Consider the following 25,890-nt stretch of genomic DNA (forward strand, 5'->3'; position numbering starts at 1 on the left):
TAATGGTGAGCGCCAACCCTATTTGGTGTCTTGTCCAAACGGTATAGGCCGGTAGAAAGAACTACCTGATTACGCATTTTTTCCTTACCTTTGAAAAACTAACAAACGTTAGTTTTTGTTCGCTACTCATGGAAACGTCCACGCTCACCCCCGAAGAACAATTTCAGGCCCGCATCGACGCCGACGTGCGCATCGAGCCCAAAGACTGGATGCCCGACGCCTACCGCAAAACCTTGATTCGGCAGATTTCGCAGCACGCGCACTCCGAAATTGTGGGGATGCTGCCCGAAGGCAACTGGATTACGCGGGCGCCTTCGCTCAAGCGCAAGTCTATCTTGCTGGCCAAGGTGCAGGACGAAGCCGGCCACGGCCTCTACCTCTACAGCGCGGCCGAAACGCTGGGCGCGAGCCGCGACCAGATGCTGGCCGACCTGCACTCGGGTAAGGCGAAATATTCGAGTATTTTCAATTACCCTACCCTCAGCTGGGCCGATATGGGCTGCGTAGGCTGGCTCGTGGACGGCGCCGCCATCCTCAACCAAGTGCCGCTGTGCCGCACCTCGTACGGGCCGTACGCGCGGGCCATGGTGCGGGTGTGCAAGGAGGAGAGCTTCCACCAGCGCCAGGGCTTCGAGGTGATGCAAACCTTGTGCGAAGGCTCGGCCGCGCAAAAGGAAATGGCGCAGGAGTCGCTCAACCGCTGGTGGTGGCCCACGCTGATGATGTTTGGCCCCAAAGACGCCGACTCGCCCAACACCGAGCAGTCGATGAAGTGGCGCATCAAGCGCTTTACCAACGACGAGCTGCGCCAAAAATTTGTGGACATGATGGTGCCCCAGGCCGAATTTCTGGGCCTGACCGTGCCCGACGAAAAGGTGCAGTGGAATGAGGAGCGCCAGGCCTACGACTTCGGCGAAGTGAACTGGGACGAGTTTTGGGCCGTGGTAAAAGGCAACGGCCTTTGCAACCACGACCGCCTGCAAGCCCGCGTACAAGCCCACGAAGAAGGCGCCTGGGTGCGCGAGGCGGCGCTAGCGCACGCAGCCAAGCGGGCGGCACGGGCGGCAGTTGCGGCGTAACAATAAAAGTATATGAACCAGCAAGAATGGCCGCTGTGGGAGGTCTTTATCCGCAGCAAGCAAGGCCTCGACCACAAGCACGTGGGTAGCCTGCACGCCGCCGATGCGGTGATGGCTGTGCAAAACGCCCGCGATGTGTACACGCGCCGCCTAGAAGGCGTGAGCATCTGGGTGGTAGAGTCGAAGCACATCCACGCCTCCAACCCCGATGAGGCCGCCGAATTTTTCGACCCGGCCGCCGATAAGGTGTATCGGCACCCCACGTTCTACGACGTGCCCGATTCCATTAAGCACATGTAATGCCCCGGTTTATGCCCGCTCCTCAGCCTGAAGTTTCTGTGGCGCCTACCCCCTCGGTGGCGGCCAACCCGTTGTTCCCGTTTGTGTTGCAGCTGGCCGATACTAGTCTCATCCTGGCCCACCGCCTGTCGGAGTGGTGTGGGCACGGCCCCATTTTGGAGCAGGACTTGGCTTTGGCCAATATTGCCCTCGACCTGCTGGGCGAAGCGCGCAGCTACTACCAGTACGCCGCCGAATTGGAGGGCAAGGGCCGCACCGAAGATGACCTCGCCTACCTGCGCAGCGCCGTAGAATACCGCAACCCGCTGCTGGTAGAGCAGCCCAACGGCGACTTTGCCCACACCATCGTGCGGCAGTTTCTGTTTGATAACTTCCACTACGAACTGCTGAAGGCCCTAAAAAACGGCCCCGATGCGCAATTGGCCGCCATCGCCGAGAAGTCGATGAAGGAAGCCACTTACCACCTCAAGTGGAGTTCCGAATGGATGATTCGCCTCGGCGACGGCACGCCCGAAAGCCGCCAGCGCCTCGACAAAGCTCTAGCCGTGCTCTGGCGGTATGCTGGCGAACTTACCACGCCTACCCCCGCCGAAACCAACTTGCAGGAACTGGGCCTGGTGCCCGACTATGCCGCGCTGCTACCCGCCATGCAAGCCCACCTAGCACACGTGCTGGCTGAGGCCACGGTGCCCATGCCCACTACCCCCGCCTTTGCGCAGCAGGGCGGCAAGCAGGGCCGGCACTCCGAGCACCTGGGGTATTTGCTCACCGAGCTGCAATACATGCAGCGCACCTACCCCGGCCTGACGTGGTAACGGCTGCTGCAACAGCCCCCGCCGAAGCTCGCATCTGGCAATTGCTGGAGGAGGTGAGCGACCCCGAAGTGCCGGTGCTTAGCATCCTGGACTTGGGCATTGTGCGGGGGGTAGCAATTGACGGTGAGCAGATTACCGTCACTATTACGCCTACTTATTCGGGCTGCCCGGCCATGAATACCATTGCCACCGATATCCGGCTGCGGCTGTTGGCCGAAGGCTACACCAAGCTGGTTATCAAAAACCAAATCAGCCCCGCCTGGACGACCGATTGGATGAGCCCGGCGGGCCGCGATAAGCTCGAAGCCTACGGCATTGCCCCGCCCATCGACGGCACAGCCACTGGCCACGTGCTCAACCTCTTTGACAAGGAAACCGCCGTGCGCTGCCCGCTCTGTAAGTCAGCGCACACGCACCTAGTTAGCCAGTTTGGCTCCACGGCCTGCAAGGCACTTTATCAGTGCGACGACTGCCGCGAGCCGTTCGATTATTTTAAGTGCCATAGTTGAGCGGTTCAAAACCGCCTTGTTATAGCGAGCACAGCGCGGCAATCGTCCGTGAGCGACACCTAAACGACTTGTTCTGGGGCGATTGCCGCGCTGCGCTCGCAATGACAGATGATTTTACCTACTCTCCCACCATGCCCGACACCTCCCTGCTTTTCTCCCTCACCGACGGCGTAGCTACGCTGACCTTCAACCGGCCCCAGGTTTTTAATAGCGTGAACAAGCCGCTGGCGCTCGCCCTTCAGCAACACTTGCGCGACTGCCAAGCCGATGCCAGCGTGCGGGCCGTGGTGCTCACCGGCACTGGCCGCGCCTTCTGCGCCGGCCAGGACCTGGCCGAGATAACGGGGCCGGATGCGCCCGACGTAGCCGACATCGTGACGGCGCATTATAACCCAATTGTGCAGCTAATCAGAACCTTGGACAAGCCCGTTATTGCCGCCGTCAATGGCGTGGCGGCAGGCGCGGGCGCCAACCTGGCGCTGGCCTGCGACTTGGTAGTGGCCAAAGAGTCGGCTTCCTTTATTCAGGCTTTCAGCAAGATAGGCTTGATTCCGGACAGCGGCGGCACGTATTTCCTACCCCGCCTCGTGGGCATGCAGCGGGCCAGCGCGCTCATGCTGCTCGGCGACAAGGTGAGCGCTGCCGAAGCCGTGCAAATAGGTATGATTTACAAGGCGTTTGCCGACGACGTGTTTGACGAGGAAGTGGCCGCGTTGGCCAAAAAGCTGGCGGCCATGCCTACCAAAGGCCTGGCTTACACCAAGCAGCTGCTCAATGCCAGTTTCGGCAACGACCTCACCCAGCAATTGCAAGCCGAGGCCGACTATCAGCTGCGCGCTGGCAACACCTCCGACTACCGCGAGGGGGTAGGGGCCTTCCTCGAAAAACGCCAGCCCACCTTCACTGGCCAATGAGCAGCGCACCCCTATCCATCGGTATTATCGGCAGCGGCGCCATGGGCGCGGGCATCGCGCAGGTGGTCGCCACAGCGGGCCACCCAGTGCAGCTGCTCGACCAGAACGCCGCCGCGCTCGAACGCGCCACTGCCAGCATCGCCGCCAACCTGCGCAAGCTCGCCGAGAAGGGCAAGCTGACCCAAGCCGCCGCCGATGCGGCCGCGGCTCGGCTGCACCCCACGGCCAACATGCAGGATTTTGCCGCTTGCGGCCTGGTTATCGAGGCCATTGTGGAAGACTTAGCGGTGAAGCAGCAGATTTTTAGGCAAGTCGAAGGCATTGTGTCGGCCGAGTGCATTTTGGCTAGCAATACGTCGTCGCTTTCGGTTACCTCCATTGCGGCAGCGTGCCAGCGGCCCGAACGGTTTTTGGGCATCCATTTCTTCAATCCGGCCCCGTTGATGCAACTGGTCGAAGTCATTCCGGCGGTGCAAACCCGGCCCCGGCTGGCCGAAGAAATCAAGCTGCTCGTCCAAAGCTGGGGGAAACGCCCGGTGCTGGCGCAGGATACGCCCGGCTTCATCGTGAACCGCGTGGCGCGGCCGTTTTACGGCGAGGCCATTCGAATTTTGGAAGAAGGCCTCGCCGATATGGCTACCATTGACTGGGCCATGACGGAGCTGGGTGGCTTCCGCATGGGGCCGTTTGCGCTGATGGATTTTATCGGCCACGATGTCAATTACCGGGTCACGGAATCGGTATTTACCGCCTTTTTCTACGACCCCCGCTACCGGCCCTCCTTCACCCAGAAGCGGCTGTTTGAGGCCGGCTACTACGGGCGCAAGGCTGGACGCGGCTTCTACAACTATGCCCCCGGCGCGGCCCAGCCCGAACCCCGGCGCGATGAAAGCCTGGGGTTCAGTATTCTGAACCGCATTCTGGCCATGCTCATCAACGAAGCTGCCGATGCGCTGGCCCTGAATGTCGCTTCCAAGGCCGACCTGGAGCTGGCCATGACCACCGGCGTTAACTACCCCAAAGGCCTACTGGCCTGGGCCGACGAGCTGGGCCTGCTGCAAGTGCTGGCCACGCTCGACGCGCTCTACACCGAGTACCACGAGGACCGCTACCGGGCCAGCCCGCTGCTGCGGCGGCTGGTGCGCGGCCAACAAACCTTCGCTACTTATGAACCCGTCGCAACCCGCTAGCTTGCCGGCCCCCACCACGGCGCAGGCCGTGAAAGAGCTGATGCTTCAACACGACACCTACAGCCAGTTTCTGGGCTTGGAAGTGGAGGAAGTGGGCCCCGGCTACTGCCGGCTGCGCTTCACGGTGCGGCCCGACATGCTCAACGGCTTTGGGGCGCTGCACGGCGGCGTCACGTTTTCGGCCGCCGACACGGCGTTTGCCTTTGCCTGCAACAGCCACGGCCGCCAAAGTGTGGGCCTCACCGTCACCATCGACTACCTCGAGGCTGGTCGGCCCGGCGATGTCATCACCGTGGAAGCCCGCGAGGAGAGCCTTAAGCATAAAATCGGCGTGTACCACGTGCGCGTCACCAACCAAGGGGGGGTAGGGCTGGCTTTGTTCAAAGGCACGGCCTACCGAACAAGCAACGAAATTTTGTAATTGAATCACTAAAATCAGTTGAAAAAGAACGTCATGCGGACGACAGGAAGCAGTTCGCTCCCTTCGTTGCAGGCAATTGATTTTACTGCTGCACGCGAGTTGCTTCGCGGTGCTCAGCAAGACCTCCTCTTTTAAAATACTGTACCCTACTTAATGACTTCAGCTTACCTCATCGACGGCGTGCGCACGCCCATTGGCAACTTTGGCGGCACGCTGGCCGCCGTGCGCCCCGACGACCTCGCCGCCCTCACCATTCGCGAGCTGCTCGCCCGCAACCCTGGCGCCGACCCGGCGGCTGTGGCCGACGTTATTATCGGCTGCGCCAACCAGGCCGGCGAAGACAACCGCAACGTGGCCCGCATGGCCGCGCTGCTAGCAGGCCTACCCCCCACCGTACCCGGTGAGACGATAAACCGATTGTGCGCCAGCGGATTATCAGCGGGTATTGCAGCTGCCCGCGCCATCCAAAGCGGCGATGGCGACTTGTTCGTGGCCGGGGGGGTAGAGAACATGACCCGCGCTCCGCTGGTCGTGTCCAAGCCTTCAAAAGGTTACGGCACTGATTCTCAGATGTATGATTCCAGCTTCGGCTGGCGCTTTATCAACTCCGACTTGCAAGCGCGCTACGGCACCGACGCCATGGGCGAAACGGCCGAAAACCTGGTGGACCGCGACGGCATCAGCCGCGAAGACCAGGACCAGTTTGCGCTCGCCTCGCAGCAAAAAGCGGCCGCGGCCCAGCAGCGCGGCCGCTTCAAGCAGGAGATTGTGGCCGTGCCCATTCCGCAGCGCAAGGGCGAGCCGGTGCTTTTTGCTGAAGACGAATTTCTGAAACCCACCACCACGCTCGACGGCCTGGCCAAGCTGCGCCCGGCCTTTCGCAAAACCGGCGGCACCGTGACGGCCGGCAACGCTTCGGGCCTCAACGACGGAGCGGCGGCCCTGCTCTTCGCCTCCGAAGCCGGCATCAAGCAGCACCACCTCACGCCCAAAGCCCGCATCGTGTCGATGGGGGTAGCGGGCGTCGAGCCGCGCATTATGGGCATCGGGCCGGTGCCCGCCAGCCACCTCGCGCTCAAAAAAGCCGGTTTGACGCTGAACGACATCGACATTATTGAGCTGAACGAAGCCTTTGCGGCGCAGTCGTTGGCCTGCATCCGGGCCTTGGGCCTGGCCGACAACGACCCGCGCCTCAACCCCAACGGCGGCGCCATTGCTCTAGGCCACCCGCTGGGCATGAGCGGCGCCCGCCTCCTGAACACAGCCGCGCTGGAGCTGCACGCGCAGCAAAAACGCTACGCGCTCGTGACGATGTGCATCGGTGTGGGGCAGGGCTACGCCGTGATTATCGAGCGGGTGTAACTCTTATTAAAGAACGTCATAGCAGCGCGTAGTGAAGCGTTTTGCTCGTGGTCGCCTCCACAGTTAGGTTTACTGCTGCACGCGAGATGCTACGCTACGCGCTGCATGACGTTCGACTGGCCAAATTCTTAACTACTTATTCCCTATGACTCCCACCGTCGAAAACTACGCCCTGGGCCACTGGCTACCCGGCTCGGGCCCGCAGCAGGAGCTGCTGGATGCCAGCACCGGCGACCTCATCGCCACGGCCAATACCGAGGGCATGGACTTTGAAGCCATCCTCGACTACGGCCGCCGCGTGGGCAACTCTGCCCTGCGCCGCATGACTTTTCACGAGCGCGGGCGCATGATTAAGGCGCTGGCCTTCCACCTCGACGCCAAAAAAGAGCAGTTCTACGAGCTGAGCTACCGCTCGGGCGCCACCCGCGCCGACTCGTGGATTGACATTGAAGGCGGCATCGGCAACCTGTTTGCCAACGCCTCGCTGCGGCGCAAGTTTCCCGACAAGCCGTTCTACGTGGAGGGCGAGCCCGTGGGCTTGTCGAAGGGCGGCACCTTCATGGCGCAGCACCTGCTGGTGCCCAAGGAGGGGGTAGCCGTGCACATCAACGCCTACAACTTCCCCATTTGGGGAATGCTGGAGAAAATCGCCGTCAACCTGCTGGCCGGCATGCCCGCCGTGGTGAAGCCGGCCACGCCTACCGCCTACCTCACCGAGGCCGTGGTGCGCGAAATTATTGCCTCCGGCATCTTGCCGGCCGGAGCCTTGCAGTTGGTTATTGGCTCGGGCCAAGGTATTCTGGACCACGTCACGTATCAGGACGTGGTAACGTTCACTGGCTCGGCAGCCACGGGCCGCAAGCTGCGGGCGCACCCCCGCATCTTGGCCGAGGCGGTGCCCTTCAACATGGAAGCCGACTCGCTCAATGCGGCCGTGCTGGGCCCCGATGCCGTGCCCGGCACCGCTGAGTTTGACTTGTTTATCAAGGAAGTGCGCAAGGAAATGACGGCCAAGTGCGGGCAGAAGTGCACCGCCATCCGCCGCGCCATTGTGCCGGCCCACTTGGTTGAAGACGTGCAAATTGCGCTCGGCAAGGCGCTGGCCCAAACTACCATCGGCCACCCGCAAGCCGAGGGCGTGCGCATGGGCGCGCTGGCTGGCCGCGACCAGGCCGCCCGTTTGCGCGAGCAAATACAGCTGCTCGCCAAAAACACGCCCATCGTGTACGGCGACCTCGACCACGTAGAAATTCTGGGAAAAGAGCGCGGCGCGCACGCCCAAAAAGGCGCGTTCATCTCGCCCATTGTGCTGCTGAACGAGCGGCCCTTCGAGCACCTCGACTCGCACGAAATCGAAGCTTTCGGCCCGGTGGTGACGCTGATGCCCTACCACGATTTGGGCGAAGCCGTGCAACTGGCCAACCTCGGCAAAGGTTCGCTGGTGTGCTCGCTGGCCACCAACGACCCGCGCGCGGCCCAGGATTTTGTGCTGGGCGCGGCTACTCACCACGGCCGTATTTTGATATTGAACCAAGAGATGGCTAAGGAGAGCACGGGCCACGGCTCGCCGCTGCCGCAGCTCATTCATGGGGGGCCGGGTAGGGCGGGCGGCGGCCAGGAAATGGGTGGCATGCGCGGCGTCGAGCACTTTATGCAGCGCGTAGCTCTGCAAGGCTCGCCGAGCATGATTACGGCCATCACGGAGGTGTACCAGACGGGCGCCAAGATTATTGAGCACGACAAGCACCCCTTCCAGAAATATTTCGAGGAGCTGGAAATCGGCGAAACCTACGTTACGCACAAGCACACCGTGACGGAGGCCGATATCTCAAATTTTGCCAACGTATCGGGTGATAATTTCTACGCCCACGTTGATGCTACTTCGCTGGAAGGCACGCTCTTTACTGGCCGAGTTGCCCACGGCTACTACATTCTCAGCAAGGCGGCCGGCATGTTTGTGGACCCGCGCAAAGGCCCGGTTTTGCTCAACTACGGCCTCGATGAGTGCCGCTTCACCAAGCCCGTGTACCCCGGCACCACCATCGGCGTGCAGCTCACGGTGAAGGAGAAAATTGGCCAGGAAAAGCGCGACGCCGACGACATCGCCAAAGGCATTGTGCGCTGGCTGGTGACCGTAACCGACGAAACCCGCGAAACCGTGGCCGTCGCCACTATTTTGACTATGGTTAAGAAGAAAGACCAAGCATAGGTCTTAGCACGCCCAAAAATTTACCTCAAAAAAAGAACGTCATGCTGAGCTTGCCGAAGCATCTCTACCAAGCCGTCTGACGAAGCGGTAGAGATGCTTCGGCAAGCTCAGCATGACGTTCTCTTCTAAATAATAGTATGATTACCAGCACCCTCACCGCCGGCACCGTTATCACTTCCACCGATGCCCACGGCATTGCGACCATTGCCTTTTTTCATCCGTCGCACAACTCGCTGCCCGGCGTGCTGCTCACCCAGTTGGCCACCACTATCACGGCCGTGGGCCAAGCGGCCACTACTAAAGTCATCATTCTGAAGAGCGAAGGCGCGCGCACATTTTGCGCCGGGGCGAGCTTCGACGAGCTGATAGCCATCGGGGACGAGGCGCAGGGCCAGCAGTTTTTTTCGGGTTTTGCCCAGGTGATTAACGCCTGCCGCACCTGCCCCAAGGTGATTATTGGCCGGGTGCAGGGCAAGGCCATTGGCGGGGGGGTAGGCGTGGCTGCGGCCACCGATTATTGCCTGGCCACGGCCCAGGCGGCCGTGAAGCTCAGCGAACTGGTGGTTGGCATCGGGCCCTTCGTGGTGGGGCCGGTAGTGGAACACAAAATTGGCCGCGCGGCCTACGCCCAGCTGGCGCTCGACGCCGGCGAGTTTCGCTCGGCGGCCTGGGCCGAAGCGCGGGGCTTGTACGCGCAGTGCTTCGAATCGATAGAGGAACTGGATGCGGCGGTGCAAGCCTTCGCCACCAAGTTGGCCGGCTATAACCCCGAGGCCCTAACTGCCCTCAAGCAGGTGCTGTGGGAAGGTACCGAACACTGGGACAGCCTACTAGCGCAGCGCGCGGCCATCAGCGGGCGGCTGGTTTTGTCCGATTTTACCCGCCAGGCCATTCAGCAATTTAAGCGTGCTGCGCGGTAAGGCGCGCCAGTTGGTCGTTTAGTAACTATAAACAGCTTGAACCAGCAACCACGCTAGTCTACCTCGTGGCCGGGCAGGGGGGTAGGCGCGCCCTGGTTAAGCTCGCGCTGGCGGGCTTGCCAGTCGGGCATGGCCTGGCCCACCAGGCCCCAAAAACGGGCGTTGTGCAGGCGCTCGTGCAGGTGCACAAGTTCGTGCACCACCACGTATTCGAGGCAGGGTAGGGGGCGCTTTATCAGTTCCAAATTCAGCCAGATGCGCTTGGCCCTAATGCTGCACGTGCCCCAGCGCGTGCGCATCTGCTTGATGCCCCAGGCATTGGCTTGCGCGCCTACCACGGGCTCCCACTTGGCCAGCAGTGCTGGCACTTGCGCCTTAAGCTGAGCGCGGTACCAGGCCGCGAGCACCTGCGCGCGTTGGGCGGGGGTAGCCTCGGCGGGCGCATAAAGGTCCAAAAACCCCGCTTCGGCCAGCACCACGCGGGGCCGGCCGGCGTGCGCTGGTAGCCGCAGCTCGTAGGGCCGGCCTTGGTAATAGTGGGTTTCGCCGGCTGCGTAGGCGAGCACCAGGGCGGGCACCCGCGCCCGAAAAATGGCTTGTTGCTTGTGTATCCACGCCAGCCGGGCTGCTACCATCGTGCGGATAGCCGCCTCGGGTGTGCCCCACGGCACCGAAAGGCGTACCTGCCCATCGGGCATGTGCACCGATAGGCGCAGGTAGCGCACCCGCTTGCGGGTGACCTCCACCGCAAGGCCATCAATAAGAAGCTGGGCCATGAAAAAACCGTTGTTAGTTAGGTAACTAACTAAAAAACAAGTTGGTAGTGAGTATTAAGTAGTTACTAGCCCACAAAAATACGGGTACTGGTTGAGCTGGCCGGGGTAGGCTTGCCTCACTTCGCGCAGGTTTTTGCTATCTTAATGGCACTTCGGTGGTTACATAAAGCAGCAGGCTAGCCTGCGCAGCTAGAACGTTGGCACACCGGCTAGTGCTGGCCGCGCCTACCCCCTTATTTTTCGCCCATGCCCACCAGCGAATCGCTCACGGAGTTTTACCAGACGTACCTGCAAGCCGATTTTCCGGCCCCGCCGCAGCAGTTCAACGTGTTTGCTATCGAGGCAGGAGCGAGCGGGCAAGCGTTGCCGTTCAGCCGCCGCGATTTCTACAAAATCACCCTCTACACGAGTGGTACCAGCCGCCTCTACGTGGGCGGCGAGCGCCGCGACTACACCGGCCCCGCGCTGGTGCTCTACAACCCGCTGGCGCCGTATTCGTGCGAAGCCGTGACGCCGATAAGGGGCTTTTTCTGCTTGTTTACGGCTGATTTTCTGCACGGTACCGGGGCCTCAACGCTCCTACAGGAGTCGCCGCTGTTTCAGCTCGGCACCGACCCGGTGCTGCTACTGAGCGAGGCGCAAAGCGCAAAGCTCAGCCAGCTTTTCCAAGAAATGCTGACCGAAATAGAATCGGCCTACCGCTATAAGTTTGACCTGCTACGCACCCACGTGCAGCTGCTCTTGCACGAGGCGCTGCGCATGCAGCCCACGCCCAGCCAGCCGGGCCCACCCACGGCCGCCAGCCGGCTAGCGGCGCAGTTTGTGCAGGTGCTAGAGCAGCAATTTCCGGTGCAGTCGCCTGCGCTGCCGCTACGGCTGAGCACGGCCGAGGCCTTCGCCGCGCATCTCGAGGTGCACGTCAACCACCTCAGCCGGGTGCTGCGCGAGGTAACGGGCCGCCCAACCAGCGCGCACGTAGCCGGGCGCATCGCCCAGGAAGCCAAGGCGTTGTTGCTGCACACCGATTGGCCCATTGCCGACATTGCGGATAGCCTGGCTTTTGCCGACCCCACGTATTTCAACCATTTTTTTCGCAAGCACGCGGGCACATCGCCCAAAGCATTTCGGCAGCAAGCACTGCTAGCGGCCGGCTAGCGCACCCCGCTGGAAGAATGGCCGAATGGCCGCGATTGTTTGATTTGTGCAAGTACCCGCTTGATAGTCGCTTAGGCAGGGGGTAGGGCTCGCGGACCTTTGTAGGGTAACGCAATCTTCTTAAATTCCCTACCCCCTCACATGAGCGATATCAAAAAAGTAGCCCTGGGCAGCCAGGGCCTAGAAGTACCCGTTGAAGGCCTGGGCTGCATGGGCATGACGGGCGGCGTCGGTGGCATGTCGGTGTACGGCACGGCCGACGAAACGGAAAGCCTCGCTACCCTGCACCGCGCGCTGGAGCTAGGCGTTAACCTGCTGGATACGGCCGACTTATATGGCCCCATGCTGAATGAGCGCCTGGTGGCAAAGGTCATCGCCGACCGGCGCAACCAAGTGATTGTGGCCACCAAGTTTGGCTTTGAAGTAGATGACAACGAGCAGTTCACGGGCCAGCTAAACGGCCGGCCCGAGTACGTGCGCAAGAGCATCGAGCGCTCGCTGCGCAACCTGGGCACCGACTACATCGACCTCTATTACCTGCACCGCCTCGACCCTAATACCCCCATCGAGGACAGCATCGGGGCCATGAGCCGGCTGGTGGAAGAGGGCAAAGTGCGCTACCTGGGCGTGTCGGAAGTGGCGCCCGATATCCTGCGGCGGGCGCACGCCGTGCACCCGCTCACGGCCCTGCAAACCGAATACTCGCTCTTCGACCGCGGCGTGGAAGAAACTGGCTCTCTGCAGGCCGCGCGCGAACTGGGTATTGGTTTTGTGGGCTATTCGCCGCTAGGCCGGGGCTTTTTATCGGGTGATATTAAGACGCCCGACGACTTCGAGCCCAACGATTCGCGCCGCATTTTTCCGCGTTACCAGGGCGAGAATTTCTATAAAAATCTGGCCTTGGTGGAGAAGTTAAAAGCCTTCGCCGAAGCCAAAGGGGCGTCGGCCGCGCAGCTAGCACTAGCCTGGGTACTGGCACAGGGGGTAGTGGCTATTCCTGGCACCAAGCGCCGCAAGTACCTCGAAGCTAATGTGGCTGCCGCTAGCCTCGCCCTTAGCCCCGCCGAACTGGCCGAACTAGAGGCGATAATGCCGGTCGGTAGCTCGGTAGGCGATGCCTACCCGGCTGGTTTTTAATAGTATATCATATTAGAAATTAGAAAGAACGTTCTGCTGACGAAGGAAGCAGAACGTTCTTTCTAATTTCTACTCCCCTCATCTGATTCATATCCATGTCTCTTACCGATTTTCGTACGCTGGGCCGCTCGGGCTTAGTAGTCAGCCCGTTGGCGCTGGGCACCATGACCTTTGGTGCCCAGCGTTGGGGCTCGGCCGACGATGTTTCGCGCGCCATTCTCGATGCCTATACCGAGGCTGGTGGCAACTTCCTCGACACCGCCGATGTGTACGCCGGTGGACGTAGTGAAGCCTTGATTGGCAGCTACGTAGCCGAGCGCAACCTGCGCGACCAACTGGTGCTGGCCACCAAGTTTGGCTTCAATGCCCAGCCCGGCAACCCCCACGCCGGCGGTAATGGCCGCAAAAACATTTACCGCGCCCTCGAAGGCTCGCTACGCCGCCTCCAAACCGACTACGTTGACCTCTACTGGCTGCACGTGTGGGACATGGTGACGCCCGTGGAGGAGGTGCTGCAAACGCTCGGCGACCTCGTGCGGGCGGGCAAAATCCGCTACTTCGGCTTCTCCGACATGCCAGCCTGGTACACGGCCCAGGCCGCCACGCTGGCCGTGGCGCATGGCGTGCCCGGTCCCATTGCCATGCAGCTCGAATACTCGCTGGTGTCGCGCAGCATCGAGCACGAGTACGTACCTGCCGCCCAGCACCTGGGCCTTGGTATCACGCCGTGGAGCCCACTGGCCGCCGGCTTCTTGGCCGGCAAGTATCAGCGGGCCGGGGCGGGCGCGGCCACCGGCGAAGGCCGCCTCAATGGCCCCAATCCCTTCGGCAACACAAAGTTTACGGACCGCAACTGGCAGGTGCTTGAGGCCCTGCGGGCGGTAGCTACGGCTGCCGAGCGCCCGCTAGCGCAAGTGGCGCTTGCCTGGGCCGCGGCGCAACCTGGCATCAGTTCCCTCATTTTGGGGGCCAGTAGTGTGGCACAGCTCCACACTAATTTGGCCTCGCTCGACCTCTCCCTCACCCCCGAGCAGCTCGGCGCCCTCGACGCGGGCAGCGCCCTTGATGCCGCCTTTCCATACGGCATTTTCACGCCGGCTATCAACCGCGGCATCTTTGGCGGTGCTTCTGTGCGGGGCTGGCAATAGCTATTGCTGCCGGTAGGGGGTAGGCAATTTGCCAAACCTCGGCAACTAATTGTCAGAAGAGTAATTTGCAAAATAGCAGCCGAGGGCAACTGATTTATAAAATGCTTCAGCCGCTGAATTTTGATTTGGCTAATACCTAATAAAGCGACTGTCTTATTGTTGTAGAAGTAAAAGCTCACCAGCAATTAGCTGCTAGTAGCAATAGAAAAAAGCAGCACAATATTTGCGCAGCCGTCTTATTTTTTAATCAACTTTTTAACAAGGTTGAAAGTCTATTTGCCACGAGTAAGCTTTTGGTAAAAGCACGGGGTAGGGCAAAAGCAACGAAGCATCATAACTACTTAATTGCTTAAAACAGAAAAGCCCGTTCGCTACCGAACGGGCTTTTCTGTTTTAGGTAGCTGCTTATTTCGAGCGGCCGGGCTTGTGTTTGGGCGTGCCGTCTTTCTTGCGGCCATAGGGAGCTTCGGGGTCTACCTCAGCAGCGCCGTCAACCTGGGCCACGCGGGGCGTGCGGGCTTTGCGCTCCTTTACGGTAGGCGTATAATCATCACTCAGCAAAGATTCGGCTTCGTCTACCGCGCCTTGCAGATTAACGAGTAAAGACGATACTTTACGCAATGCACGTTTAACATCGCCTTTAAAAGCATCTGCCTTCTGCGCATTGTCAAGTATTTGCTGGAGTTGGGCGAGGTCTACTGCCATCAGTGAAAAAAAATCAAGTTATTAAATCGATGATGCAAAGCAACAGCTAATTATTGGTAATAACAAGCGGCGCAAATGCTTTCAAACAACCTGCGTAAATTAATTCGGCAAAGCCAAGCAATAGGCTGCACTAATTAATTAGTTAATGACAAGTGCAAATCCCGATTATCCAGCAGCTGTAAATAATGGCCTGAGCATTGTTAAAGTAGTAATCTGAAGCATTAATACCTAAGTAATTAAATAGTTTATTTACTTAACGGATATGGCCAGTGGCGAAGCTATGCGCTGGGCAAACTCGGCGAGGTAGGCATCCCAGGCGGCGGCCGAGGCAAACTGCCCGCTCTTCTGCCAGCCAAAACCAGCGTAAAAAACCACGGTGTTTTGCCGGGGCTTGGTCACCATATAAAGCTGGTTCGCGTCTTTGTCGGCGCTGCGGTGGTCTTGGTAGTCAACCAAGTAGCTGGGGGCTACCACCACCCCCGTGCCCAGGTACGAGTCGTCGATTTTTTCCCAGTAGCGGCACCAGCCGGCGGGGCGGTCGGCCTGCACAGCGCCCTTTTGCTCGTGCAAAGTCAGGCCGATGGTGCAATTGGGCGGGGGGGTAGGGGCCGACAGTTGCTCCTCGTAGCGCGTCAGGTTCGAGCCCAGGTCGAGGCTGATGGTTTTCTTTTCGGTCACTGTTTGCCCGGCGGCCTCCCACGGCGCGTAGGTCAGCTCAAACACCGTGCGGATGGGCCCAGTAGCCAGCACTTTGTAGGTGGCGAAGTTGCGCGAAATGTAGAGTTTGCCATCCTTGAGCACGCCGGTGCCGCCCACACCGCGGCTGCTGCCCACGTGGTAGGGGTCGTAGCCTTCGCCGGTATCGGTGTGGTAGGCAAAGGGTTTTTCGTGCACGTGGCGCCCGTACCACTTGTCGATGATGGGGTACGATACGCGCTTCAACCAGCAATCCATGCCGCTGCTAAGGGTGCCGGCGGGGTCCTTTTTATCGAATAATTGCTCGGCGACTGGGCCGTAGGTGCGGAAGGCCACCCGGTCGTTTTCCCAGGCAAAATCGTCGGTGCGCTCGGGCACGAAGCGGGCAAACGTGGTGAGCGGGCTGGTGGGCACAGCCTCGGTGCTGGCCGCCAGCACAAAGCTTTTGGTACCCTTAGCCGGCATGTCGGTTTGAAACAGCAACTCGTCGGGCTGGCCATCGCCATTATTATCCAGCAGCTGGCTGACCAGCAGAGCTTTATTAGCAGCATCGCGTACCCGCAGGCTACCTGCCTCAAGCTGGCGCACTCCCGCAGGCAGCTGCGCCAGCGGCAAGCTGATGGTTTCGGCGCGGCGCGCCAGGTTCAGCGCGTTGCGTACCGTGATGGTGGCCGTGGGCGCGGGTGCTAGGCCCCTCCCGAGCACCAGGAGGGGTAGGGCAAGCAGCAAGAGTTTCATAGCAGCAGCAAGAAAAGCCTAGCGGAGGTCGGCCAGGGCGACGGGGTCCATATCGGTGTATTCGAGGTTTTCGCCGGCCATGCCCCAGATGAAAGCGTAGGCGCTGGTGCCGCAGCCGGTGTGGATGGACCAGGGCGGGGAGAGGATGGCCTGCTCGGTGCTCACCCACAGCGGGCGGGTTTCTTGGGGCTCGCCCAATAGGTGCAGCACGCGCTGGCCGGGGGGCAGGTTGAAGTAGAGGTAGGCCTCCATGCGCCGGTCGTGCACGTGCGCCGGCATGGTGTTCCACACGCTGCCTTCCTTGAGCTGGGTCAGGCCCATGACGAGCTGGCAGCTGGGCAGGCCCTCGGAGAAGATGTACTTGTAGATGGTGCGCTGGTTGGCCGTTTCCAGGGCCCCCATTTCCACGGGCGTGGCCTCGGCCTGGGTGCGCCGGGCGGTAGGATATTCTTTATGGGCCGGGGCCGAGAGCAGGTAGAACTTGGCCGGGTTGGCTGCCTCCAGGCTGCGGAACTCGACCTGCTGGCTGCCCTTGCCGATATACAAGCAGTCCTGGTAGCCTAACTCATAACTGGTGTCATCGACCACGATGTGGCCTGGCCCGCCCACGTTGAGGGCGCCCAGCTCGCGGCGCTCCAGAAAGTACTGGGCCTTGAGGCTCGCGGGGTTGGGCAGGGGCAGGGCCACCTCGGTGGGCATGGCCCCGCCCACTAGCATGCGGTCGTAGTGGGTGTAGGTCAGCTCAATAGCGCCGGGCGTGAAGATGTTCTCGATAAGGAAGTGCTCGCGCAAACCGGCCGTATCGAGGCTGGCAGTTTCGCGGGGACCAAGGGCAAAGCGGGTAGTCATGTAGAGAAAGTAAGAAGTAAGAGTTAAGAAGTAGAAATTGGCAAAACGCCGCACGAGCGCCATTTACTGGAGTCAGGAATTTCTAGTTCTTAACTCCCAATTCCTGACTTCTTTAGCGGCCCATCCAGCCGCCATCAACGGTGAGGATGGTGCCGTGCACGTAGGCACTGGCCGGGGAAGCCAGAAACACGGCGGGGCCTTTGAAGTCGGCGGGCTGGGCCCAGCGGCCGGCCGGGATGCGGCTCAGGATGCTGGCCGAACGCTCGGCGTCCTGGCGCAGGGCGGCCGTGTTGTCGGTGGCCACGTAGCCCGGGGCAATAGCGTTGACGTTCACGCCCCTACCCCCCCATTCGTTGGCCAGGGCCTTGGTCAGCGAGCCGATGGCGCCCTTGCTGGCCGCGTAGCCCGGCACCGTGATGCCGCCCTGAAACGTCAGTAGCGACGCCGTGAAGATGATTTTGCCGCGGCCGCGCGCTAGCATCTGGCCCCCGATGGCGCGGGCCAGGCGGAAGGGTGCGTCCAGATTCACGGCCAGCACCTCGTCCCAGTCCGCGTCGGAGTGTTCGGCGGCCGGTGCCCGGCGGATAATGCCCGCGTTATTTACTAAGATGTCAATCTTTTCAAAGTCAGCCAGTACTTGCTGAGTGAAGGCGTCGGCCGACGTACGCTGCCCAAAATCGGCCTGGTAGGCGTGGAACTGCCGGCCCAGCGCGCGCACTTGCTCGCCCGTGTCGCCGCCGTCGGCGGCCAGCGAGGCCGATACGCCGATAATATCGGCGCCCGCTTCGGCTAGGCCCAGGGCCATTGCCTGGCCAATGCCGCGGTTGCAACCCGTGACGAGCGCCAGCTGGCCCGTTAAATCAAAGAGTGAAGTCATGAAAAGGAGGTAAGCACTTGAAAGTAAAGGATAACCAACTGCCTACTGCGGCAGCTTGGCCAGCTCTTGCTGGCTGATGCGCAGCACGGTGCCGTGGCGCGTGCCCGCGGGGAAATGCACTTGGTCGGAAATGTCGGTCCAGTGCGTTAAATCAGTGGAGGTGACGGCGCCGTATTTGTGCTCAGTGTATTTGTCGAAGTACACCAACCACTTATTGCCCAGTTGAATAGCCGTTGGCCCTTCGGCCCAGTACTTGCCCGTAATGGGGGCCGAGGGCGCACCATACGGCCCGGCCGCCTGGTCGGCAAATGCCACGCGCAGGTTTTTCTGGGCCGGCTCGCGGGTTTCATCTTTCAAAAACATCACAAACCGCTGGCCGTCGGGCTGCACCGTGGCGTCAATCACGTTGAAGTCTTTGTCATACAAGACCTTGGCCGGCGTATACGTCTTAAAGTCCTTCGTGGCGGTGTAGTAAATGCGGTGGTTGTTGCCGCCCTCTACGGTGGTTTCGCCCGCTGGGAAACGGCCCGGAATAGTGGTGGCCCAGTAGATAATATACTGCTTGTGGGGCGCGTCGTACGTGATTTCGGGCGCCCAGCAGTTCTTGGCTTCCGGCTCTTGCTCCATCACGGGGAGGTATTGCTGCGGGCTCCAGTGCACCAGGTCTTTCGAGTTGGCGTAGCCAATGCCGCGGTCGTGCCAGCTGGTGGTCCAAACCATGTGAAACTGCCCGTCTTGGCCCCGAATAATGCAGGGGTCACGCATCAGCTTGTCCTTCGAAACCGTGGGCGTTAGCACCGATTTATCTTGGTTGAGCGCCGCCCACTGCAAGCCGTCGGGGCTGGTAGCTAGGTGTAGGCCATCCTCGCCATTGCCTTTGAAGTACGCAAACAGCAATACTTCGTCCTTTTTGAGCGGCTTTTGAGCTAAGCCCGGCAACGTAGTCAACAGTAAAGCACCAGCGTAGAGTAAGCGGAAGTAGCGCATATTGTGTGTTAAATGTAGGGCTTACAAAAAGCCCAGTTGTCCTTGCGTCGCATCAAAACGAGTTGCTCGGGTGCGGTTGCTTCGCGCTGCTTGCAACGACAGATGATGGCTCACAACGCATGGTCGGTTTTTACATCCTGCCCCGACCAGATTTTGCGGGCCGTCCAATCCTGGGCGGGGTCAGCCCAAAAGGGGTGGGTAGGCGGCAAGCCCAACGGCAAAAACGCCGTGGTGCACAAGTATAGGCTCCCCGTCGAAATATAGCCCTCGCCGATGCCCGGTTGGTGCCCGCACAGCCCAATTTGAAGCCAGCCTTGCGCATCGAAGGTGCCCTTGGGCTCCAGCGTGCGCCGAATAACGGCCGTGAGCGCGCTCCGCGCTTGGCCGGGGGGTAGAGCTTCGGGCAGCAAGCCCTGCAAGCTGCCCTGCGCCAAGTGCTGAAACGCGCCGCAGCGGTACGCCAGCGAGCGCCCAAAGGCGGCAAACGAGCCGTCGGGCCCAATTAGGCGCTCCTGCACCCCGGCGTAGCGCCGGGCGCGGGCGCGCAGGGTTTCGAGCAGCTCGGGGCGCTCTTTGCCGGCGGCTACCAGTGTGCCTACCACGTCGAGCAGCATGGGCTGGATAACGTAGCTGTTGTAATAATCCCAATGAAAATCAGGGCCATCGCCGTAGGTGCCATCGCCCTTATACCAGGTTTGGTGCTCCCGAATGGCGTAGTCCATCCGCATGAGGTCGCCCGCGCCGGTGAACTGGAGCAGCGCTGCCTCAATAATAGCGCTGAACAGCAGCCAGTTGCTATACACGGGCTTGATGACGCGGCTGCTTTGCAGGGCCTGCACCAGCTGGGTCTGGGTGGCGGCCGGTAGTTTGGCCCACAGCTGAGTAGGCGCACGCAGCAGCGCATGGGCCAAAAAAGCGGCATCCACCACCGGCTGCCCGCCCTGGGTAAAGTTTAGAAAATCAGGCGACTGCGGGTCTACGGCGCTGGCAATGGCTTTGCGGGCCGACGAAGCAGCGTCGGCTTGGCGCACTGCTTCATCGGCGGGCACCTCCTTTAATTCGAGCCAGGGTGCTAGGCCGGCCAGGGTGCGGCCCAAGGCTTCGAGGTGCGTCACCGCGCGGCGGCCGTCCTGCTGGCCCGGCGCTGCCTCCACGGGCATGGCTGTTTTAAGGCGACCCGCCTCAGCATTAGCGAGCACTGGCCGCGCCACGCGCAGCAGCGTAGTCAGCCAGTAGGTGCGCTCGGGCAGCGGGCGGGGGGAGAGTGGAGTAGCTAGCCCTACCCCCCCAGCGGTGGGCAAGCCCAAGGCCGGCACCGCCGACAAACCTGCCGCCAGCTGGCCCACAAATAAGCGCCGTTTCATGCGTGCTTAGCGTTTGAGCTTCAACACCTCAGAGCCGGCCAGCAGAAACGCGCCGGTGCCGTATACCTCCCAGCTATCGGCCGAAAAATCGCGGCGCGGGTCGGCCCCGATGGGCTGCACCCAGCCCACGCGGCCCTCGGGCGAGACTACTTTGGTGAGCGCCACCCAAGCTTTTTGCACCGCAGGCAGGTAAGTGGGCTTGTCCAGAATGCCCTGGTTGAGGCCCCACGCCATGGCGTAGCAATCGAAGCCCGAGCCCGAGGTTTCGCCGCCGGGGTAGGCGGCCGGGTCAAGCAGGCTGGAGCGCCACAAGCCGTCGGGCTGCTGCAACTGGATGAGCCGCGTGCTCATTTCCTTAAACAGGCCGAGGTAGAACGGGCGGGTAGGGTGGTTGGCGGGCAGCTCTTGCAGAATTTGCACCAGGCCGCCCATCACCCAGCCGTTGCCGCGGCTCCAGAATACGCGCTGGCCGTTGCTCTCCTTTTTGCCCTCGCCGGCGGCATTCCAGAGGTAGCTGGCATCGCGTGAAAATAGGTGCTCCGGGTGGTTGAAGAGGCGCTTGTACGTCTGCTGATACAGCGTGTCGCTAAAGGCCAAGTACTGGGGCTGGTTGTCGATAAGGCCAACTTTCACCAGCACGGGCGGGCCCATAAACAGGGCATCGCACCACCACCACGTGATGCCGTGGCCCTGCACCTCGGGGCCGGGGGTAGTGCGCAGCTTCTCCACCACGGCCAGCGTGGGCGCTATCATGCGCCGGTCCTTTTTGAGGCGGTAGAGGTTGAGGTAGGTCTGGCAGATGGCGATGTCGTCGGCGTGGTCGTAGCGCTGGTCGGGCTGCCAGTGGGTGCGCTCGCCCATCGCCAGTAGCGAATCCAAAATGAGCTTGGATTTAGTAGCCTGGTAAGCGGCAAACACCCCCGAGTAAAACGCCCCATTGGTCCAGTCCGTAACCTTGTGGCGGGGGTGAGCCAGCTGCCACTGCGTGGTTTTCAGCAGTTGCGCTTTAATGTAGGTGGGCTTAAATAGGGCCGCGTCGGCGGGGCTGGTTTGGGCGTGGGCGCGGGGCGTAAAGCTGGTAGCTAGCAGCAGGCCGCCGAGCCACGCAGTCCGTAAAGTGCGGAGCATAGCAAAAATTGGGTGGGAAAAAGAAGCGGAGCCAGCGCGGGCCGGCTCGCAATACCGCTGCAATACTAGCCACCAGCCCGCCAGCAAGCCGGGGTATTCTCGCGGATTACGGGGGGATTTTTCGATTCGGCCAATTTTGCCAGCAGCAACGGGTAGTACCTAGGAGTAATTTGAAAAATTAAAAAGGCGGGCCTGCTGAGCTTGCCGAAGCATCTCGACCCAATCCGGTTGGGTGCTATTCAATGATGCGAGCGCGATGCTTCGGCAAGCTCAGCAGGCCCGGCTTTTTTTGGTTTTGTTAAAATCCAAACAGCTTCTAAGGAACTAGCTAGGAACAAACAAGTGGCAAGGAGAATTAGCGCCGCCGCGCTACTCGGCCGCGGCGCGGCTGAGGCGGTGCTGCTTAGCGTAGTCGGAGGGGGTAAGGCCGTAGATTTTTTGGAACGCCTTGCGGAAATATTTGGCATCCTCGATGCCCACTTCAAAAGCCACTTCCGACACCCGCATGGTGGTTTGAGCCAGTAGCTGGGCGGCGCGCTTGAGGCGCACATCGCGGATAAACTCTACCGCCGTTTGGCCCGTGATGCTCTTGATGCGGCGGTAGAAAACCGACTGACTCATGGCCATTTCGCGCACCAGCACCTGCACGCTGAATTCGGCATCGCCCAAGTGCTTTTCGACCACGCTCATGGCGCTTTCCAGGAACTCGCGGTCGGCGTCGGCCACCACTATCTCGGTGGGTTGCAGCAAGATGTGGCGCTGGTAAAACTCGTGCAGCTTGCGGCGGTTGCGCAGCAGCGCGTCGGCCTTGGCGTGGAGCAGCGTGGGGTTGAAGGGCTTGCTCACGTAGTCGTCGGCACCCGTGCCCAGGCCTTCGAGCTCGTGGGTTTCGGCGGTGCGGGCCGTGAGCAGCAGCACCGGAATGTGGCTGGTTTTGGGGTGCTGCTTCAGGCGCTGGCACAGTTCGAGGCCGTCGCTGCGCGGCATCATCACATCCGAAATAATGAGGTCGGGTAGCTGGCTAAGCGCTTGCTGCCAGCCGGTTATGCCATCTTCGGCGGTCAGCACCTCGTAGTCAGCCTCAAAAAGCTGGCGCAAGTACTGGCGCACCTCGTCATTGTCTTCTACCACTAGCAGGCGCGGTGGGCCAGCCGCGGCCGCCGGTTGCACCTCGGTTTCGAGCAGCATCGGGAGCAGGGGTTCGGCCGCGAGCGAGGGGGTAGGGGCCGTGAGCGCAAGCTCCTCCGGCTGCACATCCTCGGGCCGCAAGTGCTGCCGCCCAAACGGCAGGCGCAGCTCAAACGTGGTGCCTACCCCCGGCGTACTGGCCACCGTGAGCTGGCCGCTGTGCCGCCGGGCAAACTGCTGGGCCAGCGACAGGCCAATGCCGGTGCCCGCCATGCGCAGCGTGTTGGGGTGCGAGGCTTGGTAATAGGGGTCGAAAATGTGGTCTAGTTCATGAGCGCTAATGCCCACGCCGGTATCAGTCACGGTGATTTTGAGGTAGTTGCCCGTGAGCTGGCCGTGGCTGAACACGGCTTCGCCCCCGGCATTGCCCACTACGGTAGCCCCCAGCTCGACCCGGCCTCGGTCGCGGGTATACTTAAAGGCATTGGCCAGCAGGTTGGTCAGAATAATTTCCAGCTTGCTGCGGTCGAAGTACAGCGGCACCGGCTCGGCGGGCAGGTCGAGCACGTAGTTTACGGCGCGCTCCTGGGCCTTGAGCTGAAAGACGGCGTAGGTGTCGGCCAAAAAGCGCCCGGCATCGCCGTAGCTGGCGCGCAGCGGCACGTGCCCCGACTCTACCTTGCGAAAATCGAGCAGCTGGTTGACCAGCTCCAGCAGCTTCTGGGCCTGGCGGTGCATGAGCTGCACCTTGCCGCGCAGGTCGGGCACCGGGCCGGGGCTGCGCAAGATGTCGGCCATCGGCCCGAGTATCAAGGTCAGCGGCGTGCGCAGCTCGTGCGAAACGTTGGTGAAGAAACCCAGTTTGAGGCCGGTCAATTCCTTTTCTTTTTCGGCCTGAAATTGCTCTAGTACCAGCTTATTTTTCAGCTCTTGCTGGGCCATCTCGAAGCGCCGGTACAGGGCGATGGCGCCTAACAAAGCGCTGGCGTAGAGCAGGTATGCCCAGCCCGTCTTGTACCACGGAGCCAGCACGTCGAACTGCATGGTGGCCGTGGCCTTCGACCAAGCGCCCTCGCCGTTGCTGGCCTTCACTTGCAGCGTGTACTGGCCGGGCGGCAGGTTGGCAAAGCTGGCCGTGCGCTGCCCCGGCCCCGGGTACACCCAATCTTGGTTGTAGCCGAGCAAGCGGTAGGCGTAGCGGTTTTTCTGCGGGTTGGCGTAGTTGAGGGCCACAAAATCCACCGAAAAGTCATTCTCAGCCGCCTTAATGGTCAGCTGTTGGGGCTGCGAGAGGGGGTAGGGCAGCAGCGCGCGGCCATTAAACACCTCGCCCACCGCCACGGGCTTGTTCATCACGCGCAGGTCGGTGAGCTGCACTACGGGCGGGCGCGGGTCGGCCTGAATGGCGGCGGGCTGGAAGTAGTTCAAGCCATTGATACCCCCAAAATACAGCGTGCCATCCTGCGCCCGGGCCGCCGCCCCAATCTTGAAAGAATTGCTCTGCAGGCCATCGGCCACGTCGTAGCGCAAGTACTGGCGGGTGCTCGGCGTGAAGCGGTAGAGGCCGGTGCCGCCCAGCCAAAGGTTGCCCGCATCGTCAGCTAAAATGCTTTCTACATCGCTCTCCGGCAGGTTGTTGGCAAAGCTGCGCACCGTGGCTTGCTCGCGTGCATCGGTGGTGAGCTGGTGCAGGCCCCCGCCGATGGTGCCAATCCAGAGCGTGCCCTGGCGGTCGAGCAGCAGCGGCCACACGTAGTTGACGCGCAAGCCGTTGGCCCGGCCCGGCGCGTACTTAAACTGCCGCAGCAGCTGGAGCGAGTCAGCCGTGGGGCGCAGTTGGAGCAGGCCCGCATCGTGGGTGCTGGCCCACAGCACATCGCGCGGCTGGTCGTAGAGTAGGTAAGTAAACTGGTTGGTAGGCAGCGCGCTAGCACCTTGGCGATACGTGCCCAGGTAGCGCCCCGCAGCGCTGAAGCGCAGCAGCCCCGTCGAAAAAGTGGCTACCCACAAGGTGCCGCGGCGGTCCTGGGCCATGTGCTCGATGCTCATACGCGTGAGGTCGGGGCCGCCGGGCAGCTGCGTGTAGTGGGTTAGCTGCTCGCGCCCGCCGGTGCGGCGCAGCGCCGCCAGGCCGTTGTTGCGGGTGCCAAACCACAGCGTGCCATCCGCCGCCTGAAAAATCATGGCTACGTCCACGCTGTGGGTGGCGTCGGCGGGCTGGTTGAGGTAGTTGCGGTAGGTGTGGCGCGTGAGGTCGTACCCCGACACCCCGTTGCGGGTGCCAAACCACAAGGTATTGGTAGCCTCTTCTTTATAAATGGTATTGATGTAGTTGTTGGCCAGCGTGAGCGAGCCTGCCCGCCGGCGGCGCAGCCGGCCAAAGGCTTTTTGGCGCAGGTCTACCTTGTTGAGGCCGCCCGCCGAGGCACACAGCCACACCACTTGGTTGCGGTCCTCAAAAATCTGGTGTACCCGCTCCGAATTCAGGCTGTGGGTGTCGTCGTCTTCGGGCAAAAAGAGCGTAGGGGCGGCCGCCAGCACCGGCGGCGCGCTGCCCGTCAGGGCCCCCGCCGGCCACACATACAGCCCATACAAAGTGCCCACCCACAGGTGCCCCCTGGTATCGAGGTAAATGCTCTGCACTAGCGGCAGGTGGGTGGGTAGGGGGCGAGCGCTCAGCTCGCGCAGGGTGCGCCGGTTGGCGGCGGCCACCCAATACACCTGCTGGTCGGTGCCAATCCAGAGGTCGCCGCGGCGGTCGAGGTGCAGCGCCCGGATGGGCGTGCCCGCCAGCGAAGTGGACTGCACCGGCAAGCCGGGCTCCGTCGAGCGAATGACTTGCAGGCCCGCTTCGAGGGTGCTCACCCAGGCATTGCCTTCGGTATCAAGGGCTAGTCCCGTGATGTGCTCTAGGCTAGGCTGGCCCGGGCGCGTGGCCGGCAGCTGGCGCAGGCTGCGCAACTGCCCCTGGCCATCGAATGCCAGCACAAACACGCCGGCCTGGTCGGTGCCCACCCACAGGCGGCCCTGCGCGTCGGTGGTGAGGGTGTTGATGTTGCTTTGCGCCAGCTGCTGGGCGGGCTGCTGGTACGCCGCGGGCACGGCCCACGCATCGAAGCTGAAAAAAGCATCGCGGTTGGCATCGTAGCGAATGAGGCCCGAGCGCTCGGCGCCTACCCATAGGTGCCCGTCGGGCGTCGTGGCCAAGGCCTTGATGCGGTTGCTGGCCAGGCCGTTGCGCGGGTTAATGGGCAGCGCGTACTGTTTGAGGCGGTAGCCATCGTAGCGGTTGAGGCCGCGGTTGGTGCCAATCCAGATGAAGCCCGCCATATCCTGCGCCACGGCCATAGCATCGCTGTGCGACAGGCCTTGGTCAACGGTGATGTGCTCGAACCGAAACTCGCTGGGGGCCGCATCTTGCCCCCAGGCGGCGGGGGCTAGCCAAAGCATTGCAAGTAGGCAGGTAAGCGCCCGCGTAAAGCC

At 61.6% G+C, this 25,890-nt stretch carries 22 protein-coding genes; 13 read left to right on the plus strand and 9 right to left on the minus strand.

What is annotated here, in order from left to right:
- Positions 1 to 128: 128 nt before the first annotated feature.
- From paaA to GO988_RS13990, 10 genes are all read left to right on the plus strand, one after another.
- Positions 129 to 1,079: a 1,2-phenylacetyl-CoA epoxidase subunit PaaA gene (paaA, locus tag GO988_RS13945; protein ID WP_157566464.1), complete on the plus strand. Its 951-nt coding sequence runs from the start codon at positions 129 to 131 to the stop codon at positions 1,077 to 1,079.
- A 12-nt stretch (positions 1,080 to 1,091) separates the two neighbouring features.
- Positions 1,092 to 1,379 carry a 1,2-phenylacetyl-CoA epoxidase subunit PaaB gene (gene paaB / locus GO988_RS13950; protein WP_157566466.1) on the plus strand — a complete coding sequence of 96 codons (288 nt, stop codon included), beginning with the start codon at positions 1,092 to 1,094 and terminating at the stop codon, positions 1,377 to 1,379.
- A gap of 11 nt (positions 1,380 to 1,390) precedes the next feature.
- Entirely contained in the window at positions 1,391 to 2,194 is an 804-nt protein-coding gene (paaC, locus tag GO988_RS13955; RefSeq protein ID WP_157566468.1) for a 1,2-phenylacetyl-CoA epoxidase subunit PaaC, read from the plus strand.
- Positions 2,188 to 2,703, plus strand: a complete 516-nt coding sequence (gene paaD, locus GO988_RS13960; RefSeq protein WP_317164871.1) for a 1,2-phenylacetyl-CoA epoxidase subunit PaaD — start codon at positions 2,188 to 2,190, stop codon at positions 2,701 to 2,703. The genes paaC and paaD overlap by 7 nt, the downstream gene beginning before the upstream one ends.
- A 131-nt stretch (positions 2,704 to 2,834) precedes the next feature.
- On the plus strand, positions 2,835 to 3,617 hold the full coding sequence (locus GO988_RS13965; RefSeq protein WP_157566470.1) for an enoyl-CoA hydratase-related protein: 783 nt from the start codon (positions 2,835 to 2,837) through the stop codon (positions 3,615 to 3,617).
- Entirely contained in the window at positions 3,614 to 4,807 is a 1,194-nt protein-coding gene (locus GO988_RS13970; protein WP_157566472.1) for a 3-hydroxyacyl-CoA dehydrogenase NAD-binding domain-containing protein, read from the plus strand. The genes GO988_RS13965 and GO988_RS13970 overlap by 4 nt, the downstream gene beginning before the upstream one ends.
- Positions 4,785 to 5,228, plus strand: coding sequence for a hydroxyphenylacetyl-CoA thioesterase PaaI (gene paaI / locus GO988_RS13975; protein WP_157566474.1), 444 nt, complete (start codon positions 4,785 to 4,787; stop codon positions 5,226 to 5,228). Before GO988_RS13970 ends, paaI begins: the two co-directional genes overlap by 23 nt.
- Before the next feature lie 153 nt (positions 5,229 to 5,381).
- On the plus strand, positions 5,382 to 6,590 hold the full coding sequence (gene pcaF / locus GO988_RS13980; RefSeq protein WP_157566476.1) for a 3-oxoadipyl-CoA thiolase: 1,209 nt from the start codon (positions 5,382 to 5,384) through the stop codon (positions 6,588 to 6,590).
- Between the two features lie 145 nt (positions 6,591 to 6,735).
- A complete protein-coding gene (gene paaZ, locus GO988_RS13985; protein ID WP_157566478.1) occupies positions 6,736 to 8,799 on the plus strand; it encodes a phenylacetic acid degradation bifunctional protein PaaZ in 2,064 nt (687 codons plus the stop codon).
- 137 nt (positions 8,800 to 8,936) lie between these two features.
- Positions 8,937 to 9,719 carry an enoyl-CoA hydratase/isomerase family protein gene (locus GO988_RS13990; RefSeq protein ID WP_157566480.1) on the plus strand — a complete coding sequence of 261 codons (783 nt, stop codon included), beginning with the start codon at positions 8,937 to 8,939 and terminating at the stop codon, positions 9,717 to 9,719.
- A 53-nt stretch (positions 9,720 to 9,772) separates the two neighbouring features.
- Here the strand turns inward: GO988_RS13990 and GO988_RS13995 are convergent, their stop codons facing one another.
- Positions 9,773 to 10,495, minus strand: a complete 723-nt coding sequence (locus GO988_RS13995; protein ID WP_157566482.1) for a M48 family metallopeptidase — start codon at positions 10,493 to 10,495, stop codon at positions 9,773 to 9,775.
- A 246-nt stretch (positions 10,496 to 10,741) separates the two neighbouring features.
- On the opposite strand from GO988_RS13995, the gene GO988_RS14000 reads away from it, so the two are divergent.
- The 3 genes from GO988_RS14000 to GO988_RS14010 all read left to right on the plus strand — a co-directional run bounded on the left by GO988_RS14000 (position 10,742) and on the right by GO988_RS14010 (position 13,935).
- Positions 10,742 to 11,650 (plus strand): helix-turn-helix domain-containing protein, encoded by a 909-nt coding sequence (locus tag GO988_RS14000; RefSeq protein WP_157566484.1) that lies wholly within the window; start codon positions 10,742 to 10,744, stop codon positions 11,648 to 11,650.
- A 141-nt stretch (positions 11,651 to 11,791) separates the two neighbouring features.
- Positions 11,792 to 12,787: an aldo/keto reductase gene (locus GO988_RS14005; protein WP_157566486.1), complete on the plus strand. Its 996-nt coding sequence runs from the start codon at positions 11,792 to 11,794 to the stop codon at positions 12,785 to 12,787.
- A gap of 95 nt (positions 12,788 to 12,882) precedes the next feature.
- Complete coding sequence (locus GO988_RS14010; RefSeq protein ID WP_157566488.1) at positions 12,883 to 13,935, plus strand: aldo/keto reductase; 1,053 nt, start codon at positions 12,883 to 12,885, stop codon at positions 13,933 to 13,935.
- A gap of 405 nt (positions 13,936 to 14,340) precedes the next feature.
- On the opposite strand, the gene GO988_RS14015 is transcribed toward GO988_RS14010, so the two are convergent.
- The 8 genes from GO988_RS14015 to GO988_RS14050 all read right to left on the minus strand — a co-directional run bounded on the left by GO988_RS14015 (position 14,341) and on the right by GO988_RS14050 (position 25,857).
- Positions 14,341 to 14,640: a hypothetical protein gene (locus GO988_RS14015; RefSeq protein WP_157566490.1), complete on the minus strand. Its 300-nt coding sequence runs from the start codon at positions 14,638 to 14,640 to the stop codon at positions 14,341 to 14,343.
- A 249-nt stretch (positions 14,641 to 14,889) separates the two neighbouring features.
- Entirely contained in the window at positions 14,890 to 16,074 is a 1,185-nt protein-coding gene (locus tag GO988_RS14020; protein WP_157566492.1) for a DUF4861 domain-containing protein, read from the minus strand.
- A gap of 18 nt (positions 16,075 to 16,092) precedes the next feature.
- The gene (kduI, locus tag GO988_RS14025) at positions 16,093 to 16,923 is read right to left on the minus strand and encodes a 5-dehydro-4-deoxy-D-glucuronate isomerase (RefSeq protein WP_157566494.1); all 831 of its coding nucleotides are present in this window, start codon (positions 16,921 to 16,923) and stop codon (positions 16,093 to 16,095) included.
- Positions 16,924 to 17,035: 112 nt separating this feature from the next.
- Positions 17,036 to 17,800: a 2-dehydro-3-deoxy-D-gluconate 5-dehydrogenase KduD gene (gene kduD / locus GO988_RS14030; protein WP_157566496.1), complete on the minus strand. Its 765-nt coding sequence runs from the start codon at positions 17,798 to 17,800 to the stop codon at positions 17,036 to 17,038.
- Positions 17,801 to 17,842: 42 nt separating this feature from the next.
- A complete protein-coding gene (locus GO988_RS14035; protein ID WP_157566498.1) occupies positions 17,843 to 18,787 on the minus strand; it encodes a glycoside hydrolase family 43 protein in 945 nt (314 codons plus the stop codon).
- 110 nt (positions 18,788 to 18,897) lie between these two features.
- Positions 18,898 to 20,151, minus strand: coding sequence for a DUF2264 domain-containing protein (locus GO988_RS14040; protein WP_157566500.1), 1,254 nt, complete (start codon positions 20,149 to 20,151; stop codon positions 18,898 to 18,900).
- 6 nt (positions 20,152 to 20,157) lie between these two features.
- Positions 20,158 to 21,279, minus strand: a complete 1,122-nt coding sequence (locus tag GO988_RS14045) for a glycoside hydrolase family 88/105 protein (protein ID WP_157566502.1) — start codon at positions 21,277 to 21,279, stop codon at positions 20,158 to 20,160.
- Between the two features lie 369 nt (positions 21,280 to 21,648).
- Positions 21,649 to 25,857: a hybrid sensor histidine kinase/response regulator transcription factor gene (locus tag GO988_RS14050; RefSeq protein ID WP_198172737.1), complete on the minus strand. Its 4,209-nt coding sequence runs from the start codon at positions 25,855 to 25,857 to the stop codon at positions 21,649 to 21,651.
- Positions 25,858 to 25,890 lie beyond the last annotated feature (33 nt).

The sequence above is a fragment of the Hymenobacter ginkgonis genome (assembly GCF_009755225.1).
In the GTDB taxonomy this organism is placed as follows: domain Bacteria; phylum Bacteroidota; class Bacteroidia; order Cytophagales; family Hymenobacteraceae; genus Hymenobacter; species Hymenobacter ginkgonis.

What these genes read in the sequence shown, in the direction of transcription:
- paaA (WP_157566464.1), top strand. Translation starts at nt 129, where the DNA reads ATGGAAACGTCCACGCTCACCCCCGAAGAACAATTTCAGGCCCGCATC.
- paaB (WP_157566466.1), top strand. Translation starts at nt 1,092, where the DNA reads ATGAACCAGCAAGAATGGCCGCTGTGGGAGGTCTTTATCCGCAGCAAG.
- paaC (WP_157566468.1), top strand. Translation starts at nt 1,391, where the DNA reads ATGCCCGCTCCTCAGCCTGAAGTTTCTGTGGCGCCTACCCCCTCGGTG.
- GO988_RS13965 (WP_157566470.1), top strand. Translation starts at nt 2,835, where the DNA reads ATGCCCGACACCTCCCTGCTTTTCTCCCTCACCGACGGCGTAGCTACG.
- GO988_RS13970 (WP_157566472.1), top strand. Translation starts at nt 3,614, where the DNA reads ATGAGCAGCGCACCCCTATCCATCGGTATTATCGGCAGCGGCGCCATG.
- paaI (WP_157566474.1), top strand. Translation starts at nt 4,785, where the DNA reads ATGAACCCGTCGCAACCCGCTAGCTTGCCGGCCCCCACCACGGCGCAG.
- pcaF (WP_157566476.1), top strand. Translation starts at nt 5,382, where the DNA reads ATGACTTCAGCTTACCTCATCGACGGCGTGCGCACGCCCATTGGCAAC.
- paaZ (WP_157566478.1), top strand. Translation starts at nt 6,736, where the DNA reads ATGACTCCCACCGTCGAAAACTACGCCCTGGGCCACTGGCTACCCGGC.
- GO988_RS13990 (WP_157566480.1), top strand. Translation starts at nt 8,937, where the DNA reads ATGATTACCAGCACCCTCACCGCCGGCACCGTTATCACTTCCACCGAT.
- GO988_RS13995 (WP_157566482.1), bottom strand. Translation starts at nt 10,495, where the DNA reads ATGGCCCAGCTTCTTATTGATGGCCTTGCGGTGGAGGTCACCCGCAAG.
- GO988_RS14000 (WP_157566484.1), top strand. Translation starts at nt 10,742, where the DNA reads ATGCCCACCAGCGAATCGCTCACGGAGTTTTACCAGACGTACCTGCAA.
- GO988_RS14005 (WP_157566486.1), top strand. Translation starts at nt 11,792, where the DNA reads ATGAGCGATATCAAAAAAGTAGCCCTGGGCAGCCAGGGCCTAGAAGTA.
- GO988_RS14010 (WP_157566488.1), top strand. Translation starts at nt 12,883, where the DNA reads ATGTCTCTTACCGATTTTCGTACGCTGGGCCGCTCGGGCTTAGTAGTC.
- GO988_RS14015 (WP_157566490.1), bottom strand. Translation starts at nt 14,640, where the DNA reads ATGGCAGTAGACCTCGCCCAACTCCAGCAAATACTTGACAATGCGCAG.
- GO988_RS14020 (WP_157566492.1), bottom strand. Translation starts at nt 16,074, where the DNA reads ATGAAACTCTTGCTGCTTGCCCTACCCCTCCTGGTGCTCGGGAGGGGC.
- kduI (WP_157566494.1), bottom strand. Translation starts at nt 16,923, where the DNA reads ATGACTACCCGCTTTGCCCTTGGTCCCCGCGAAACTGCCAGCCTCGAT.
- kduD (WP_157566496.1), bottom strand. Translation starts at nt 17,800, where the DNA reads ATGACTTCACTCTTTGATTTAACGGGCCAGCTGGCGCTCGTCACGGGT.
- GO988_RS14035 (WP_157566498.1), bottom strand. Translation starts at nt 18,787, where the DNA reads ATGCGCTACTTCCGCTTACTCTACGCTGGTGCTTTACTGTTGACTACG.
- GO988_RS14040 (WP_157566500.1), bottom strand. Translation starts at nt 20,151, where the DNA reads ATGAAACGGCGCTTATTTGTGGGCCAGCTGGCGGCAGGTTTGTCGGCG.
- GO988_RS14045 (WP_157566502.1), bottom strand. Translation starts at nt 21,279, where the DNA reads ATGCTCCGCACTTTACGGACTGCGTGGCTCGGCGGCCTGCTGCTAGCT.
- GO988_RS14050 (WP_198172737.1), bottom strand. Translation starts at nt 25,857, where the DNA reads ATGCTTTGGCTAGCCCCCGCCGCCTGGGGGCAAGATGCGGCCCCCAGC.